This window comes from Maribacter sp. 1_2014MBL_MicDiv, from assembly GCF_001865655.1.
GTDB lineage: Bacteria > Bacteroidota > Bacteroidia > Flavobacteriales > Flavobacteriaceae > Maribacter > Maribacter dokdonensis.
The window spans coordinates 1,847,675-1,864,438 of sequence record NZ_CP011318.1; the positions used below are offsets into that span (position 1 = coordinate 1,847,675).

15 protein-coding genes are annotated in these 16,764 nt (G+C 37.7%); 5 read left to right on the top strand and 10 right to left on the bottom strand.

Translation table 11 applies throughout. The features are described 5' to 3' along the window. Positions 1–118: 118 nt before the first annotated feature. The 9 genes from YQ22_RS07775 to cobA all read right to left on the bottom strand — a co-directional run bounded on the left by YQ22_RS07775 (position 119) and on the right by cobA (position 9,905). A complete protein-coding gene (locus tag YQ22_RS07775) occupies positions 119–793 on the bottom strand; it encodes a response regulator transcription factor (protein WP_071340723.1) in 675 nt (224 codons plus the stop codon). A gap of 111 nt (positions 794–904) precedes the next feature. After that, on the bottom strand, positions 905–2,185 hold the full coding sequence (locus YQ22_RS07780; protein ID WP_071340724.1) for an alginate export family protein: 1,281 nt from the start codon (positions 2,183–2,185) through the stop codon (positions 905–907). 35 nt (positions 2,186–2,220) lie between these two features. Further along, the gene (locus YQ22_RS07785; protein WP_071340725.1) at positions 2,221–3,045 is read right to left on the bottom strand and encodes an ABC transporter ATP-binding protein; all 825 of its coding nucleotides are present in this window, start codon (positions 3,043–3,045) and stop codon (positions 2,221–2,223) included. Positions 3,046–3,056: 11 nt separating this feature from the next. Then, on the bottom strand, positions 3,057–3,896 hold the full coding sequence (locus YQ22_RS07790; RefSeq protein WP_071340726.1) for an ABC transporter ATP-binding protein: 840 nt from the start codon (positions 3,894–3,896) through the stop codon (positions 3,057–3,059). A gap of 17 nt (positions 3,897–3,913) precedes the next feature. Continuing rightward, the gene (locus YQ22_RS07795) at positions 3,914–5,014 is read right to left on the bottom strand and encodes an ABC transporter permease (RefSeq protein ID WP_058104636.1); all 1,101 of its coding nucleotides are present in this window, start codon (positions 5,012–5,014) and stop codon (positions 3,914–3,916) included. Between the two features lie 33 nt (positions 5,015–5,047). Further along, positions 5,048–6,436 carry a CmpA/NrtA family ABC transporter substrate-binding protein gene (locus tag YQ22_RS07800; protein WP_071342537.1) on the bottom strand — a complete coding sequence of 463 codons (1,389 nt, stop codon included), beginning with the start codon at positions 6,434–6,436 and terminating at the stop codon, positions 5,048–5,050. Between the two features lie 250 nt (positions 6,437–6,686). Then, on the bottom strand, positions 6,687–7,445 hold the full coding sequence (locus tag YQ22_RS07805; protein ID WP_058104635.1) for a Crp/Fnr family transcriptional regulator: 759 nt from the start codon (positions 7,443–7,445) through the stop codon (positions 6,687–6,689). Positions 7,446–7,457: 12 nt separating this feature from the next. Then, positions 7,458–8,885 carry an MFS transporter gene (locus tag YQ22_RS07810; protein ID WP_071340727.1) on the bottom strand — a complete coding sequence of 476 codons (1,428 nt, stop codon included), beginning with the start codon at positions 8,883–8,885 and terminating at the stop codon, positions 7,458–7,460. A gap of 246 nt (positions 8,886–9,131) precedes the next feature. Then, positions 9,132–9,905 (bottom strand): uroporphyrinogen-III C-methyltransferase, encoded by a 774-nt coding sequence (cobA, locus tag YQ22_RS07815; RefSeq protein WP_335626982.1) that lies wholly within the window; start codon positions 9,903–9,905, stop codon positions 9,132–9,134. A 123-nt stretch (positions 9,906–10,028) separates the two neighbouring features. On the opposite strand from cobA, the gene nirB reads away from it, so the two are divergent. The 5 genes from nirB to YQ22_RS07840 all read left to right on the top strand — a co-directional run bounded on the left by nirB (position 10,029) and on the right by YQ22_RS07840 (position 16,073). Beyond that, positions 10,029–12,545 (top strand): nitrite reductase large subunit NirB, encoded by a 2,517-nt coding sequence (gene nirB, locus YQ22_RS07820; protein ID WP_071342538.1) that lies wholly within the window; start codon positions 10,029–10,031, stop codon positions 12,543–12,545. 91 nt (positions 12,546–12,636) lie between these two features. Then, positions 12,637–13,017 (top strand): nitrite reductase small subunit NirD, encoded by a 381-nt coding sequence (gene nirD, locus YQ22_RS07825; protein ID WP_071340729.1) that lies wholly within the window; start codon positions 12,637–12,639, stop codon positions 13,015–13,017. A 21-nt stretch (positions 13,018–13,038) separates the two neighbouring features. Then, a complete protein-coding gene (locus tag YQ22_RS07830) occupies positions 13,039–13,629 on the top strand; it encodes a DUF4202 domain-containing protein (RefSeq protein ID WP_071340730.1) in 591 nt (196 codons plus the stop codon). A gap of 22 nt (positions 13,630–13,651) precedes the next feature. Continuing rightward, on the top strand, positions 13,652–15,502 hold the full coding sequence (locus tag YQ22_RS07835; protein WP_071340731.1) for a sensor histidine kinase: 1,851 nt from the start codon (positions 13,652–13,654) through the stop codon (positions 15,500–15,502). Further along, positions 15,489–16,073 carry a precorrin-2 dehydrogenase/sirohydrochlorin ferrochelatase family protein gene (locus tag YQ22_RS07840; protein WP_071340732.1) on the top strand — a complete coding sequence of 195 codons (585 nt, stop codon included), beginning with the start codon at positions 15,489–15,491 and terminating at the stop codon, positions 16,071–16,073. The genes YQ22_RS07835 and YQ22_RS07840 overlap by 14 nt, the downstream gene beginning before the upstream one ends. 2 nt (positions 16,074–16,075) lie before the next feature. Here the strand turns inward: YQ22_RS07840 and YQ22_RS07845 are convergent, their stop codons facing one another. After that, complete coding sequence (locus tag YQ22_RS07845) at positions 16,076–16,630, bottom strand: hypothetical protein (protein WP_071340733.1); 555 nt, start codon at positions 16,628–16,630, stop codon at positions 16,076–16,078. Positions 16,631–16,764: the final 134 nt, after the last annotated feature.

Sequence of the window (16,764 nt, forward strand, 5' to 3'; positions counted from 1 at the left end):
AGAGCTAATACCCGTTAAAGTATTAAACCTCAGCTCTATTTGAAAAAGAATTGTTTATCATATCCGTTTTAGGCTACAGCTCTCTTTTGTAGCACAACAACCTCAAATACAAACGATATTAAATTAAATTATACTTCTGCGATTTTTTAGAAAGATCAATAAGGTTTTTTACATCCATCTTACGCATTAAGTTAAAACGATGCGTTTCAATAGTACGCTTACTATTCTGAAGCTTTTCGGAAATTTGCTGATTGGTTAAGCCAGAGAGTACCAACTCTAGTACTTTTAATTCTTTATTGGTGAGGTCAAAAACATTTTCACCAGTCTTTTTTGGTGTTTCTTCTTTTTTTACAATCTCATTTTTACCGCTCAAAAGATTGTTTACCAACACATTACTAATATCTCCACTAAAATATTTACCACCTTCCCTAACGGTATGTATAGCTTTAATGAACTCTGATTTATCAGTATCTTTCAATAAATAACCATTGGCTCCAGAACTAATGGATTTCAAGATATACTCTTCAGAATCATGCATTGACAAGATTATAGTTTTCACCGAAGATTTACTTTGCGTCAATTCGGCAACGGCATCAATACCGTTCATAACGGGCATTCTAATATCAATGATCAAAATATCGGGATTTACTTCCCCTACCAAATCAATGGCCTCTTTACCGTTAGACGCTTCACCGATCACTTGTAGATCAGACTCTGTTTCCAATAAAGAACGTATACCGTCCCTTACCAAAGCGTGATCATCTGCCAATACTATTCTTGTTATTTCACTCAAAATATAGGTAATTATACGTATGCCGCTAAATTACATATAATTTTAAAAAAATACGGTCTATACAAAAAGTGCTGTATAGACCGTAAAACCAAACTAATTTAAATACAAATACTATTCTTTTTTGGTGTTCAAAAATTGAGGCTTTATGGTTAATTGTACCCATGCCCAATTTTGGCTACTGGCAGCTAGTTCTTCTGTAATTCCCTTAAGTTCATACATACCATCTGCAGCGAACATTTGAGAGTACCCGATTGCCAAACCGTAGCCTTTGAATTTTTTCGCAAATACCAAATCAATTTCAGTACCCAATGATTTCTCGCCACTTGGTAATTCTTGCTCGCCACTAAAGTTCAACACCTTTACCAATAGGCTAGACTGCTTGCCTAAATCGAATTTTGCACTCGCATGAATATCAAAAAGACCTACAGAATTGGCATGGTTACCCACGTAGAAATAATCCATGAATCCGTTGAACTTATGGTTGGTACCGTACAATGGAAAAAATGCCTCAGTTTTGTCCGTAGTATCCGCTTTATTACCACTGATTACTTCTGTACCAATACCCAACGCTACTTTATCACTTGCTTTATAACCCAATTCCAAACCTAATAAATAGGCACTAGATTTTACTTCGTTTTGTCTTTCTCCCGTTTGTAAAAACAAGTTGGCATTAGCATTGAACTTTCCTTGCTTAAAATTTAAGTGTGTACCTATTGTTTGCAAATTGCTTACACCGTCTGCAGCGTCTGTATCATCAAAATTTTGAAAGCCATTGTTCAGGGCTAAGAAACTTGCAGAAAAACCATCCCATTGTTGTTTTGCATATACATATTGCATGGTCTTATAGGTAAAAAATCCTGCTGTATTATATGCCGTACCTACAGACTGAAAACCTGTTGGGTTGTCAAAATCTTGACTAAAGGCCAAACCTATGTCCAAGATAAATTTATCTTTCTTGTACTTTAATAGTCCGGCATCATGGTTTCTTCCTTGCTGTGCCCAATCTAACCCGCCAAATATTCGTTGGTCATCATAAGATATCACTTGACGGCCCAATTTAGTAGACCAACCCTTTCCTAAATTAATATTTGCCCACGCTTCAAATACAGCAAAAGAATCGTTTTGATCATCTGGTAGAATTTGTCTGTTCTCACCCCAAACCATTACATCTTGTAGGCTTAGATAAAACTGATATGCCTCAGATTCATACTTGGCATTTAAACGAGCACGTGTAGAAATGGCGAATCCGGCATCTGCCGCATCTGGTATTAAACTACCAAAGCCATGTCTGTATTCCGTTCTTGGTCTAAACTGACCATCTAGTGTAAATTGTGCATATATGGCGTTAGCCGTTAGTAATAATAGGGTGATGATTAAGTATTGTTTTTTCATAATCTTTCTAATTAAAATTTTGAGTTAGTTAATGGTTAGTGTTCAAGAAAATCTATTAAGTGTTTTCTGTAGGTATAATAATCGTCGCTTTCCAATACGGATTTGCGAGTTCGTGGCCGTTCAAAGTCAATGGAGAGTATATCCCCAATTTTTGCCCTAGGCCCACTGGTCATCATTATAACACGATCTGCTAAAAAAATGGCCTCATCCACATCATGGGTAATCATGACCGCCGTAATTTTCTCCTTGTTCCAAATTTCTATGAGAATATCTTGCAACTCACCCCTGGTCAACGAGTCTAGCATTCCAAAAGGTTCGTCTAACAACAATACTTTTGGTTTAATGGCAAAGGCTCTGGCAATACCTACACGTTGTTGCATGCCTTGAGATAGTTCAGATGCTTTTTTATGAAAGGCATTCTCAAGACCTACTTTGTGTAAATAGTATTTGGCAATGTCTTCTCGCTGTCCTTTAGTGGCATGAGGAAAAACCTGGTTGACCCCTAACAAGACATTCTGAAGTGCCGTCATCCAAGGCATTAAGCTCGGAGATTGAAAAATAACCCCCCTATCTGGACCTGGACCTTTTACCAGATTTCCCAGAACTGAAATATTACCGCCAGAGATAGGATTAAGACCTGCTATCATGGAAAGCATGGTTGTTTTACCACATCCTGAATGTCCAATAATGGTTACGAATTCTTCTTTTAAGATCTGTAAATTCAAATCTTCAAGAACTACATAATCCCCTTTTGGCGTAGGGTATACTTTTTTTAAGTCGGCCAAATCTAGCATTACCTTGGATGGGTAGATAATACCGTTCTCTGAATATACTTCGTTAGATTGTTCTATTGTATTCATTTTCCAATTCTTTAAGCGACAAAACTTTTTGGTGTAAGCTCTGGCAATTTATATTCTACATTAGATACCGTTTTTCTCTCTTCGCCTATATTCATTAGATATTCTATAATGGCATTTCTGGTTTTCTTGTAAACAGGATTGTCATTCATGGCCGTTTTATCCCTTGACCTTTCTATATCTATTTTAAACTCCGGACCCAAAGTGGCGTTTGGTCCCGGCTTAAGAGGTATTATTCTATCTGCCATATAAATGCCTTCATCAACATCATTGGTAATTAATAATGCCGTACGCTTGTCCTGGCTCCAAATATTCAAGATCTCATCTTGCAGATTACCTCTGGTCAAAGCATCTAAAGCTCCTAAAGGTTCATCCATAATGATCATCTCAGGGTTCATGGCCAAGGCACGTGCAACCGCCACCCTTTGACGCATTCCTCCAGAAAGCTCTTTAGGTCTTTTATTGATTGCGGGACTAAGACTTACCATAGCCACATACTCTTTTACCCTTTTCATTAAATCTGCTTTACTTTCTTTTGGAAAAGCTTCTTTTACCGCCATGTAAATATTTTGCCCAACAGTTAACCATGGCAATAGCGAATAGTTTTGAAAAATAACTCCACGTTCATGGCTGGTATCGGTTACCGGTTTTCCTTTAAAAAGTACTTCGCCGCTGGTTGGCTGTAACAAGCCGTTGATCAAATTTACCAAGGTGGTCTTACCGCTACCCGTAAACCCTACAATGGCAACAAATTCTCCTTCATCCATGGTGAGGTTAATGTTAGACAGCACTTCTGTACTTCCATCTCCTTCACCATAGGTTTTGTATATATTATTTAGTTCTAAGTATGCCATGCTCTTCTTTTTATAAATTATGCCATCTCGTTTTTGTTGAAAGAAACCATGTTCTGTACGGTCAACATCAACCTATCCAATAAAAACCCAATGATACCTATGACGAACATGGCCACAATGATTTTTGAATTGGAGTCGTTGGCACCATTCTGGAATTCCTCCCAAACGAAAAGACCTAAACCTTGACTTTGTGCAAGCAATTCAATGGCGATCAAAACCATCCAAGCAACAGAAAGCGTAATTCTTAGACCTGTAAAAATTAAGGGTAACGATGATGGCAGTATTACTTTGAATACTTTTTGAAACGTGCCTAATTTCAATACTTTGGCTACATTGATATAATCTTTATCTACCGATGATACCCCCATTGCCGTATTGACCAAAGTTGCCCACATGGCACATAACCCAACACTGATAAAAGAAATAACAAATGCATTATCTGAACTATCGCCTATGTACAAAGTTTTTACGATCATAAAAACCAATAAGTACCATACTACGGGCGATACTGGTTTAAAAACTTGGATGAACCAGTTGAACGCACTACGTAAAGACGGACTAAGACCTATTATGATACCTATGGGCACAGCAATCAACAATGCCAATAGAAAACCTGCAAATACCGTTTTAATACTTGTAAGTACTATATCTATAAATGACGCCCTGCCCGTATAAACAATAGGATCTTTGCCCTGAGCAATTAATTTTTCATTGGTAGCCGACAATTTTTCCGCAAAGGCAGCCTTGTCCGCTTTTATAACTTGGTGATCTGCGACCAAAGATTTTAAAGAAGCCCAAACCTGCGTAGGTGATGGTAGGGTGTTGGGCTGGCAACTACTGTCACCCGACTCTATACAAGCTCGCTCTGCCGCTGCAGCTTCTTCACCCCGTTCTTGCAACGCTTTTTCTACCTTGTAATCTGCCTCTTTGTTGTAAAGGGCTTTAGATCCCATATGCCATAAACCTATAAACAATAAGATGGATAGAAGTGTTATCCCAGCATTCTTCATAGATTTTATAATGCCATCCTTTTTTACACTTGGTGTAAGTTTTAAAAGTACCTGCTTAAAACTTGCAGACATGCTTTTTTCGTTTTTTAAGACCATTTCTTGCTCCATAATAATTTGTTTAAAGTCAATGAATAAATGTGCTTACTTTTTGTCTTTGTTACCTATAGAAAAACTATTGATATACCCAATTGGATCTTTGGCATCATAGGTTGTACCGTCTATAAAATCTGCCGTAGGGGCTTTGTAGCCATCTGTTGCAGGTATATCCGTTGCAGGAATTTGACCTTCGGCAACCAAAAGATCCGCAGCCTTTTTCCAAATATCAGGTCTGTAGATGTCCTTAATGGTACTAGCGTACCAGTCTGTAGTTTTAGCTTCTGGAATTTGTCCCCATCTACGCATTTGAGTTAAGAACCAAATACCATCAGAATAGAAAGGATATGTTGCGTTGTACTTATAGAATACATTGAAATCTGGCATTTCTCGTTTGTCTCCTTTTTCGAATTCAAAAGTACCGGTCATAGAATTTGCCAATACTTCTTTTGGCGCGCCTACATATTGAGACATAGAAAGAATCTCAACCGCTTCTACTCTATTTGAAGGCTCATCTAACCATTTACCGGCTCTGATCAATGCTTTTGTAACCGCAATTGCCGTGTTAGGGTTCTGCTCTACAAACTGCTTGGTCATTACAAATACTTTCTCAGGATTATTCTTCCAAATGTCATAGTTGGTAGTAACCGGAACACCTATTCCTTTAAATACCGCTTGTTGGTTCCAAGGCTCACCTACACAGTATCCGTAAATAGTACCGGACTCCAATGTAGCCGGCATTTGTGGTGGAGGTGTAACAGAAAGTAAAACCTCGGCATCTATTTGCCCTTGTACATTATCCGCAGTATACATACCTGGGTGAATACCTGCTGCAGCCAACCAATAACGCAATTCGTAATTATGGGTAGATACCGGGAAAACCATTCCCATTTTAAAAGGTTTTCCTTCATTTTTATAAGAGGTAATTACAGGTTTTAATGCATCTGCCTTAATAGGATGAATTGGCTTACCATCTGAATCTGCAGGTACATTTGGTTTCATTTTTGACCAAACGTCATTGGATACCGTAATTCCATTTCCATTTAAATCCATAGAGAACGGAGTAACCAATTCTGCTTGTCTACCAAAACCTGCGCCTGCAGCAATTGGTTGGCCTGCCAACATATGCGAACCATCTAATTGACCGTCAATAACACGATCCAATACATTTTTCCAATTAGATTGTGCTTCTACCGAAACAAAAAGTCCTTCCTCTTCAAAAAAGCCCTTTTCTTTTGCAATGGCCAATGGTGCCATATCGGTCAATTTTATAAAACCAAAAGTTAACTGTGGCTTTTCAATATCCAGTATTTTTGTTTTTGAGGTTACAGCTTCTTCAGTAACCGCTTCGGTTTTCTTACTTTTTGTATCTCCACAAGCGGTAAACACCAAAGCGAGGGAAAGGGTTAAAATAGATGAAGTAAAAATGTTTTTCATAATCATATCATTTAGTTTTCTACGTATTAATACTTATTGAAGCAAATATATACGTATCCTATACTTTTGTTAATGCTATTAGGTATGTTTAAACCTCTTTTTACACCATATAATTAACCCAGTAAAACACATATCCTTTACTGCGAAAAAGCAGTTTTTATCCAATAACAACCTATTTATCAGCAGTATATAAATACTGAGAATATTGAGAATAACTACGTAAGTATGTGTGATTAGATAGTACGTACTATTAACTATCCAAATAGAAATTGTGCTCTGAAATTTCTTTTTTAAGTAATGCTATATCAGCAATACCAATTCTTTTGCCTTTGGTAATCAATAAGCCCTCTTTTTTAAGAATAGAGAACATTCTTATGACCTGCTCTTCGGTAGTACCCGCATAATCTGCATATTCCCTCCTACTTAATAAAAGTGAAGAATACCCATTTACCTGTCCAAATTTGCGGTTAATATATAATAGTGTGTCTATAACCCGTTCACGAACCGTCATTTGAGATAAGGATTTTACCCTAATTTCACTACGATTGAGTTCATTGGCATAAAACAGCATAAAATCATACGTAAGACCAGGTGTTTCCCTTAATGTTTCTTGAAGTAACTCTTTTGAAAAATAACATAAGGTGCAATCTACCAAAGCAATGGCGCTAATTGGATAGGTCTCTTCTGTGCCAAAACCTCTATGCCCAATGATTTCACCTGGAGATGCAAAACGAACAATTTGTTCTTTACCATGTAGCCCGGTCCTTAAAACTTTAACCTTACCACTTAAAAGAAAGAAGAGTCCGGTTACCGAAGCTCCTTCCATAATAAATTGCTGTCCTTTTTTACACTTTATTTCTTTTCTTGCCTTTACAAGTTTGCCAATACTAGAAGTGTGAATGTTCTTTTGAATAAGACAATTTTCATTGGAGCATAATCCACAGGCACTATCTAGCAGCTCCGATCGATCGGAAATACGTGTTGATATATGATTAGCACCTGCTCGCATAACTACATGAATTTAGATACTACTTGGCGATAAATTGATAACGGACTTATCTGCCATTTGTAATTCTTCCTTGACTAGTTTTTCATCTTCGGCGGAGAATTTAATGGCCAGCGTAACAAGTGCCGTGACTATAACAAAGCCACCTATAAGTAAATATCCACTTGAAACAGCCCCCGATGCCGCAGCAGATTGAGCCGCCTTCATTGCTTCTTCACCTAAATTAGCGTTAGCGGCCAAGGCATTGGTTTCTGCCAAAGCCGATTTTGATTTTAATAATAATGCCGCCAAAAAAGCACCTACATTACCACCTGCACCAACAATACCAGAGATAGAACCAATAGCTTTTTTATTTATAAAAGGCACTACCGAAAACGTTGCCCCTTCTGCCATTTGTACCGTTAAACTAAAAGCAATTAAAAATACAATTCCCATGGCAAAGCTTGTTGCCATTGAAAAAACGGAGAGCATAACTCCTTCTAAAGCCAATATGACCGTTAGGAAAAGTACCCTACCGCGCAAGCCTTTTAATCTACCGAAACGATCTCCGAAAAAGCCGCCCAAGGTTCGGGCAAATATATTCATCAGGGCAAAAGAAAGTACTAAATTACCCGCAGTGGACCTTGTTAACCCAAAAGTGTTTTGCAAGTAATCATCCATGGTACCATACACCGTAAGTTCCATTCCAAAAGATGCTGCGTATACAATGAAAAGAATCCACACCCTATAATCTGTTAAAACACTTAAAAACGATTCCTCATCTTTTTTTAGCTTCGGCATTTTACCTGCCTCCTTTAATTCCTTAAAATTACCTTCTGGTGTGTCTTGGGTAAAGAAATAATATACAAGCCCCATTAGCATGGCAATGATACCTGCAATGATCATTGAATATCTCCATGCAATTTCATCGGCAACCCCAAAGCTTACCACTGCAGCAGCAATTAATGGCATACCTAAACGGTTGGCACCACCACCCAAATTACCCCATCCGGCAGAAGTTGCATTTGCGGTACCAACAATATTGGGTGCAAACATGATAGATGTATGAAACTGGGTGATTACGAATGAAGCACCTATAAAACCAATAAACAATCTGCAAATTAAAAATTGAAGCGGCGTTTGTACAAAACCGATAAGGATTACGGGAATGGCTCCTAGTATCAATAAATAGGTATAACATAACCTAGGACCATATTTATCACAAAGCTTTCCTATTAATAGTCTAGCGAAAACGGTTCCTGTAACCGCCAATATAATTGAGTTCCATTTTTGATCGGGAGTCAACCCTAAATCTTTAACAACATCCGGCATGAAGGGTACAATACCGAACCATGCAAAAAAGCAAATGAAAAATGCAATTGAAGTTATCCAAAAAGTACGAATGGGCAAACTCTTTATATTCGTTAAATTTAAGGTGGTGGACTTTTTAGATTGATTTTCCATAATATAGCAGATTGCGTTATTGAATGCATACAAACCTACTATAAATAATACGTAATTATACGTAGTTTTTAATATAATTTTAAATTACTACGTATTTTTGAGGAATTAAGGAAATGAGCCTGTTACTATTATTCAATTCTAAATTAAATGCTCAAAAAAATTGAAATAGTGTAATTTCTGCCACTAAAATGCCTTGCCGTTTACCTTTTATTAGACTACTATAAAGGTGAAATCTCCTTTATTTGATTAAATAGCATGGTGTAGAATACGCTGTACTTCTTCTTCAAAAAATGATGGATGATCAGCTACCACGTCTCCAATGACAATAATGCCCGGTTTGGTAACATCAACCTCCCCTATACTATTGTTCAATGTATCTAAAGTAGCTACATAACATTTTTCATGTTGGGTAGTTCCGTTTTGAATTACCGCAATAGGCGTCATTGAACCCCTATATTTACTAACTTCTTTCACTATTTCATTAAGTTTTCTAATGCCCATTAAAACAACCATAGTGGCAGAAGATTTTGCTGCATATTGCAAATCTTGCGAAAACGTACCATCTCTTTTTGTTGCCGTCATTACCCAAAAACTACTACTTATTCCTCTTTTGGTCATCGGTATACCTTGACTAGATGGTACAGCTATAGCACTGGAAATTCCAGGAACTACACTAACAGGTATGCCAAATGACTCTACATATTCTATTTCCTCATTTGCCCTGCCAAATACAAAAGGATCGCCACCTTTTAAACGTACCACATGACCGTATTCAAAGGCATATTTTACTATTAATTCATTGATTTCATCTTGGGAATGCGAATGTTGACCACATCTTTTACCCGTAAATATCTTAGGTATATCAGTACGTATTTCAGATAATAGATCATCACTGATCAATGCATCGTACAAAATAATATCGGCTTGGTTCAAAACCTTCAAACCCCTTACAGTTATTAGGTTTTTAGCTCCTGGACCCGCACCTACTAAACTTACTTTTGCCGTTTTTTCTAATTCCATCTTCATAGTATTTAGCATTATTAATTATCGATTCTTCAACAAGAATACGTAATTATTTTCATAAAATCAGTATTTATATACGTATTTATACGTAATATTGCTAAGTAGCTAAACAATATGGGTATGAAAACAATAATTGTTGTCGGTAACGGAATGGTAGGATACAAATTCTGTGAAAAATTTGCCGCAAGGGAAGAAAGCAAACATTTTAAACTAATTGTTTTTGGTGAAGAACCACGCGCAGCATATGATAGGGTTCACTTAAGCGAATTCTTTGAAAATAGAGATGCCAAAGCTCTAGAAATGGCTCCCTTGGAATGGTACGCGGACAATGATATAGAATTAGTGGTCAATGAAAGGGTCACCGATATCCACAGAAGTAAAAAGACCATTACTACCGCCAGTGAAAAAGAATTTAAATATGACTACCTGGTATTGGCTACGGGTTCTGCTCCATTTGTTCCTCCAATACAAGGCGTAGAGAAAAAAGGTGTCTTTGTTTATAGAACCATAGAAGACCTAGAGGCAATGCTAGCATATGCCGAAGAAATTAAAAAAACTAAACCTAACGGTAAAGCGGCTATTCTTGGTGGCGGACTACTTGGCCTAGAGGCAGGAAAAGCTGTCATGGACATGGGGCTAGAACCGCATGTGGTTGAATTTGCTCCAAAATTAATGCCTAGACAACTAGATTCCAGAAGTAGTAACGTACTACAATTAACATTGGAATCCATAGGTATTGCCATACATACAGGAAAAGCTACCAATAGTATTATGGGCAATGGCGCCATTACAGGTATGGACTTTGGCGAAGATGATAAACTAGATGTAGATATGTTGGTCATTTCCGCCGGTATACGTCCAAGAGATGAATTGGGCAAAACCTGTAATCTAGAAATGGGCGTGCGTGGCGGTATAGTGGTCAACGATAAAATGCAAACCTCTGACCCAACTATATTTGCCATTGGTGAAGTAGCGTTATACAACCAAATGATCTACGGTTTAGTGGCTCCGGGCTATGAAATGGCCGAGGTGGCCGTAAATCAAATTCTTGAGCAAAACGAGGTTGTCATGAAACCGGAAATAGATATGTCTACCAAACTGAAATTAATAGGTGTTGATGTTGCCAGTTTCGGTATTCCTTATATGCCTGCGGAAAAGGGACTTTCCATTATCTACGAGAACAAAACAAAGGGTATCTATAAAAGAATAAACGTAAGCCATGACGGTAAAACCCTTTTAGGGGGAATAATGGTGGGCGATGCAGAAGATTATAGCATTTTACACCAAATGTATTTGAACAATATGCCACTGCCCGATAACGCTGAAGAACTGATCGTTGGTTCTAGAGGTGAAGGCGGCTCTGCTTTTGGTAGTGCCATGGACCTGCCCGATACAGCAGTTATTTGTTCTTGTGAAGCGGTTACCAAAGGCCAAGTTTGCTGTTCTGTATTAGAAGATGGCAATGAAACCATGAAAGATGTAGCCAAAGCCACAAAGGCAACAACAGGTTGTGGCGGGTGTAAACCTATGGTGGCAGACTTAATCAAGGAGAGCTTAAAGACTTTAGGGAAAACGGTAAAAGAGCGCTTGTGCGAACATTTTGATTATTCTCGCCAAGAGCTTTTTGATCTTGCCAAATTAAAGGGAATTACTGATTATGATACCCTATTAGATGAAGTAGGTACCGGGCATGGTTGCGAGGTATGTAAGCCGGCAGTTGCCGCAATATTTGCTAGTCTATATAATGAAACCGCCAACAGGCAAGAAACCATACAGGATAGTAATGACCGTTATTTGGCCAATATACAACGTAACGGTACCTACTCTGTTGTACCAAGGGTTGCTGGCGGAGAGATTACACCTAAACAATTAATGGCCATTGGAAGAATAGCTCAAAAATATGACCTCTACACCAAAATTACCGGTGGCCAGCGCATAGATATGTTTGGAGCAAAACTGCACGAATTACCTCCTATTTGGGAAGAATTGATTGCCGAAGGATTTGAAACGGGCCAAGCTTATGGAAAATCTTTACGTACGGTAAAAAGTTGTGTGGGATCTACATGGTGCCGCTATGGTATGGATGAAAGCGTAAGTTTTGCTATTGAAATAGAACACCGGTACAAAGGCATACGATCTCCACATAAATTTAAAGGTGGCGTTTCGGGTTGTATTCGTGAATGTGCAGAAGCAAGGGGCAAAGACTTCGGATTTATTGCCGTTGAAGGCGGATGGAACGTTTATGTAGGTGGTAATGGTGGTGCAACGCCTAAACATGCCCTTTTACTTGCTGAAAAAGTTGATAAGGAAACCGCCATCAAATATGTAGATCGTTTTATAATGTTCTACATAAAAACAGCACAACCTTTACAAAGAACCGCACCTTGGTTAGAGAAATTAGAAGGTGGTATTACCTATTTACAAAACGTTGTTATCAACGACTCTTTGGGCATTGTTGATGAATTGGATGCCGAAATGCAAGCCTTGGTAGATTCTTATGTATGTGAATGGAAAGAAGCGGTAGAAACTCCAGAAATAAGAGAGCGCTATACACACTTTGTAAATTCTGAAGAAACGGATAACAATATTGAATTTGTGTCTTTAAGAGAACAAAAAATGCCAAAGGAGTGGGCGTAACGGTTGATGGTTGACAGTTATTGGTTATTTATAAACCAGTATTGCAATTATCTAAGTGTAGAAAATTATTAAAAATCAAAAAAACGAAATTATGTCTTTATCTGTTTTGAATACGTATACAAGTGTAGCTGCCAGTGATGTTAAGGTTTGGTTCAAGGCCGCGCCAATTTCTAAATTTCCTAAGAATGGCGGAGCTTGTATAAAATATAAGGACAAACAGATTGCCGTATTCAATTTTACAAGAGAAGGTACTTGGTACGCTTGCCAAAACCTTTGTCCTCATAAAATGGAAATGGTACTTTCCAGAGGTATGATCGGTGAAGAAAATATGGAAGCTAAAGTGGCCTGCCCACTTCACAAGAATACATTTTCCTTAAAAACCGGAGAAAATTTAAACGGGACTTTAGATCCCATTGCTACATATCCTGTAAAAATAGAGTCGGACTTTGTGTATGTTGGCTTTTCTGAATAGCTTTGAGTAAATAAAAGACTTATGGCGACCACAGATAAATTACTACTAGCATTTCAACAATTTGACGAAGCCAATAAGCAAGATCCTAATACCGAAGTTTTTGAAGGTGCTACCTACCCAAAAGAAGTTTTGTACGGTATACGTATGACAGAAAGGCTAAATGCCTTTGACCCCAATGCATCTGAAGCATTACGCCTAACCGCAAGATGTCAACATATCTGTAGATGGGAAATTCCTAGAGAGTCTTACGAGATGAACCGTGAAGGGTATTTGAGATGGAGACAAGAATTAAAAAAGTTCCATGCCACAAAAGCCGCTTCTATTTTAGAAGATATAGGCTATGACAAGGAAACCATTGACAATGTCAAATTTCTTTTACAAAAAAAACAACTAAAGAAAAACGAAGAAACCCAAACTTTGGAAGATGTTATTTGTTTGGTCTTTTTAGAGTTCTATTTTGAACCCTTTGCCCATAAACACCCAGAGGATAAAACTATTGATATTCTTCAAAAAACATGGAGAAAAATGTCAACCAAGGGTCAAGAAGCAGCTCTAGAACTTCCCCTTTCTAAATTCTCTTTAGACTTAATTACCAAGGCCGTACACGCCTAGTTTAATATACGATTGCTTTTTTATGGACCATAACGAGCGTAACATACCATTGGACACCGCTACGTTTATACGTATACGTAAATGGTACCTATTGGCATTGGCCGCTATTGCGCTTACGGTAATTATTGCCCAAGTACTTATTCAACTACATTTAAAGGCACAATCTGGAGATTCTCAACTTATAAACATTGCGGGTAGGCAACGTGCCTTTAGTCAAAAACTGACTAAAGAGACTTTGCTATTAAAAGCACTGAACAACCCTGAGGAGAAAAAATTAGTGCTTTCAGAAATTGCAAAAACCCTAGAAATTTGGAAAGTTTCCCATATGGGCCTTCACTTAGGCGATGCCTCCTTTAACCTGCCTTATGAAGATGACCCTAAAGTACAATCATTGTTCAAAAAACTTGATCCGCATCATAATGCCATGGTCAATGCCATAGAACATGTACTATTTACCCATCAACAAAATATTAATGCACCGGTAGAACAATCAGATTTAGATACCTTATTAAATAATGAGCGGCAGTTTTTAAATCTTATGGACCAAATTGTTAATGAGTATGATGCACGTAGTAACGAACAGCTTCAAAAATTAAAACGAAAAGAATATTGGCTACTTGCTTTTTCGCTATTGATTCTTCTGCTCGAAATCTTTGTTATTTTCAGGCCCTTATCCATTCAAATTAAAAATACCATTGGCCATTTAATAGGAAAAGATGCGGAGTCTAAAAATCAGCTCGAAAAAATACAAAGCCTCTATGACGAAAAGGAACGCTCGTTAAAAGAACTACAAGAGCTGAATTTCGTAATTGACAATGCTGCCCTTTTTGCAAGTATCAGAAAAGACGGTAGCATTGTATTCATCAGTAAAAAATTTCTTGACCTATTAGGGCACACGAACACCCCGATAAACAAGCCGATTTCAGAAATTCTAACGGTAGAAGAGGGTCAGCAATCGTATCTAAAAGAGGTTCTAAAAATCAACAGAAAAAATATCATTAGAAAAGAGGAGTTGCAGGTAGTGACCACTAAAGGCACAACCATATGGTTAGACATGTCTATTGTTCCCATGCACCATTCTACTCTAGAACAGGATATTTTAATTCTATGTTCAGATATCACAGAACGAAAAGAAAACCAGCTAAAAGTACAAGAATTGACCCAGCAGAATTTTGAGGAGCGTATGCAACAGAAAAAACTGCAGGCAAGTCAAATCGTAGAGGGACAAGAAGAAGAACGCAAACGTATTGCTAAAGATATTCATGATGGTATTGGACAAATGTTGACCGCTCTAAAGTTCAATATTGAGTCCATTGATACTGAGGATAAGACCAAGACGAAAGAAAAAATCGCCTATTTAAAGGCACTGACATCAGATTTAATTAAAGGGGTGAGAACCGCTACTTTTAACCTTACCCCACCTGAACTTGGTGATCATGGTATTTTTCCCGCATTACAGAAAATGACTGCCGAACTGTCTAAATTGACCGGTAAGACCATTCTCTTCAAAAATAAGACAGATGCCAACATCAGATTTGATTCTTTGGCAGAAACCAACATTTATAGAGTAACACAAGAAGCGGTGAACAATGCTATAAAGTATGCCGAATCTAATTATATTTTGGTTACTTTAAATTACTCTTATCCTATATTAAGTGTGGTTATTGATGATGATGGAAAAGGTTTTGATGACACTTTATTGGCTCAATTGCCAAAGAACAATAGTGAGGGTGGCATGGGGCTTTTCTTTATGAAAGAACGTATAGATTATATCAACGGACGCCTTTTTATAAATTCAGAAATAGGTAGGGGCACACGTGTTACTATCAATTACAAAACAGAAGAAAACAAAATTTCATATGGAACGGAATGAGCTATATCCCATATTTTTAAAAGTATCTAACCTGCATATCTTAATAATTGGTGGGGGCAATGTGGCTCAAGAGAAACTCACTTTTCTTCTAAAGTCTAGCCCTAATGCACAAGTAGAAATGGTGGCACCTATGTTTAGGGACGAAACCATTGAACTTGCCAATAAATTCAATATTAAGATGCATAATGCTATATACGATGCATCATTTTTAAAAGGAAAACACATTGCCATTGCCACTACCGATAACGTACCCGTAAATGAACAGGTATATCGTGATTGTAGAGAAAGGCAAATTTTAGTAAATGTTGCAGACAACCCACCATACTGTGATTTTTACATGGGCGGTATTGTTACCAAAGGGAATGTGAAAGTGGCGATTTCAACAAACGGTAAATCCCCAACCACGGCCAAAAGGCTACGACAGTTTTTTGAAGATGTTATACCGGAAAATATTGATGACCTGGTTAAAAACCTCAACGAATTTAGAAAAACCATAAAGGGCGATTTTGAAGAAAAAGTTGAAACCCTAAATGAATTTACCAAAGGTCTGGTCAACAAAAAAGAGAAGTAAAATTACTTCTCTAAACTTGCGTGATCCTGATCATGGCTACAACTGTAATGTGCATTATCCGCAGCGTAAACAGAAGCATCTGCAGACTCTTGCGCCTCTTTTATTAAGCGTTGCGCAATGCGCATATGATATTGTAAATTTCCTAGGTTACGCGCTTTTGTGGCACTCTTTACATTTTCAAAAGCTTCTGCAGAAAAGTCTCTCGTATCTATAGCATGCTTTTCAGCATCTATGGTATAGCTAATGGCTTCTGCCAAACCGCAACTTTCAGAATCGTATTGCGCTTCAGATGCTAAAATTACGGCCTCATCCGCAGCGTTAACCGCTTGTCCCATTAAAAGCATTACAGTTTTAGTGTTCTTTCTTGCTTTGGTCAAAGAAGCATCAAAAGCGGCAATTTCCGCAGAAGTACTCAGCGAATCTGAAAGCTGACTCACTTGCTGCATATAATGCTGTACATCGCTAATTTCACTCTTAAAAACTTCACATTGGGCGTGTACATAGGTAGAAGTAATACATAATACAGCCACCTTTAAACAGGTTTTAATCTTGTTCATTCTTGGGGGAATTATAATTGGTAATGATACTAACTACTTTATTTTCAAAATCGTATTATTATTAGGCCAACTGCATAAATTAAAGAATATTCTTACTAAATATTCGCGACTCATCATCAAACAAGTATATTTAT